Source organism: Streptomyces sp. NPDC052101 (genome assembly GCF_040680235.1).
GTDB lineage: Bacteria > Actinomycetota > Actinomycetes > Streptomycetales > Streptomycetaceae > Streptomyces.
In genome coordinates this window covers 1-1,670 of the sequence record NZ_JBFAWH010000123.1, presented here as the reverse complement: position 1 = coordinate 1,670, position 1,670 = coordinate 1, and the positions used below count along the sequence as shown (strand labels likewise).

Genomic DNA, 1,670 nt, shown 5'->3' with positions numbered 1-1,670 from the left:
CTCGCGGTGGCCGCCGCGGCTCCGGCCGTTCCCGAGCCCGCGGCTCCACCGAAGGCTCCCGCACCGCCCGGCAAGGCCACTGAACTGCTCGCCGGCGTCAGTGTCCTGCTCGCCGCCTGGTCGTTCGCCCTCCCCTTCGTGTTCGGGCTGGGCCCGCGGCAGGTGCCGTGGTGGCGCGAGGTCTTCGACGTGAACCACGAGGCCAACCTCACCGCGTGGTGGAGCTCGGGCCTGCTCCTGCTGGGGGCCGCGGGCTTCACCACGGTGGGTCTCGTGCGCCGCGCCCTGGGGGCGGACCGGCGGCCGAGCCTGCTCGCGTGGCTGACCCCCGCGGCCCTGCTGGCGGCCATGAGCCTGGACGAATCGACGCAGCTCCACGAGCAGGCCGGCCAGCTGTGGGAGGTCCTGCCGTTCGCGGGGGAGAACCCGCTGCCCGCGTTCCAGTGGCTCATCCTCGGCGCGCCGGCCGCGATCATCGTCCTCGGGCTGCTCGCGCTGTGCACCGTCGCCCTGCCCCGCCGGACCCGAGCGCTGACGGTGGCGGGCGGCGCGGTGTTCTTCGTCGGCGCGATCGTCCTCGAGGCGGTGCCGCTCGTCTTCGGGATCGGGCGCAGCACCCTGGCCTACCACGTCGCGACGCACGCGGAGGAGCTGACCGAGATGATCGGGGCGTCCGTGCTCGTGGTGGCCCCGTGGGCCCACCTGCACCTGCGGCCTGCGCCGGGCCATCTGCAGGTGACCGCCGACGGCGTCCCGGACGTCGGCGCGGACGACGTCGTCCTCGGCGCGGGCCCCGGCCCCGCGGCTAGACTCGACGACTGTGACTGACGCCCGCGCCCCGTACTACCTGACCACGGCCATCTCCTACCCGAACGGCGAGCCGCACATCGGCCACGCCTACGAGTACATCGCCTCGGACGCGATGGCCCGCTTCCAGCGGCTCGACGGGCGGGATGTGCGCTTCCTGACCGGCACGGACGAGCACGGCCAGAAGATGGAGCAGACGGCGCAGCAGCAGGGCGTGAGCGCCCTCGAGCTGGCCACGCGCAACGCCGCCGTCTTCAAGGAGATGGACGACGACGTCCTGGACATCTCCTACGACCGCTTCATCCGCACCACGGACACGGACCACGCCGAGGCCGTCCGCGAGATCTGGCGGCGGATGGAGGCCAACGGGGACATCTACCTCGGCTCCTACGCCGGCTGGTACTCCGTGCGGGACGAACGCTACTTCGGCGAGGACGAGACCGAGGTGGGTCAGGACGGGGTGCGCCGCGCCGTCGAGACCGGCACCGAGGTGACGTGGACGGAGGAGGAGTCCTATTTCTTCCGCCTGTCCAAGTACCAGCAGCCGCTGCTGGACCACTACCGCGAGCACCCGGACTTCGCCGCCCCCCGGTACCGCTTCAACGAGGTCATCCGCTTCGTGGAGGCCGGGCTCGAGGACCTGTCCATCTCCCGGACCTCCTTCCAGTGGGGCATCGACCTGCCGGCGCCCGCGGACCCCGACGCCGCCGACGCCGACCGGCGCGCCGACCACGTCACCTACGTCTGGGTCGACGCGTTGACGAACTACCTCTCCGGCGCGGGCTGGCCGGCGGAGGACCCGGAGGCGTTCGCGCGCTACTGGCCGGCGGACCTGCACGTGATCGGCAAGGACAGCTCCCGGT

1 protein-coding gene and 1 pseudogene are annotated in these 1,670 nt (G+C 72.6%); both read left to right on the top strand.

The annotated features are described in order from the left end of the window. Window positions 1–828 (top strand): annotated as a pseudogene (locus tag AB0L75_RS44180) (hypothetical protein); the annotation flags it as partial. Further along, the coding region (locus AB0L75_RS44175) for a methionine--tRNA ligase (RefSeq protein ID WP_365191935.1) at window positions 821–1,670 on the top strand (850 nt) is incomplete at its 3' end. The pseudogene AB0L75_RS44180 and the gene AB0L75_RS44175, both read left to right, overlap by 8 nt.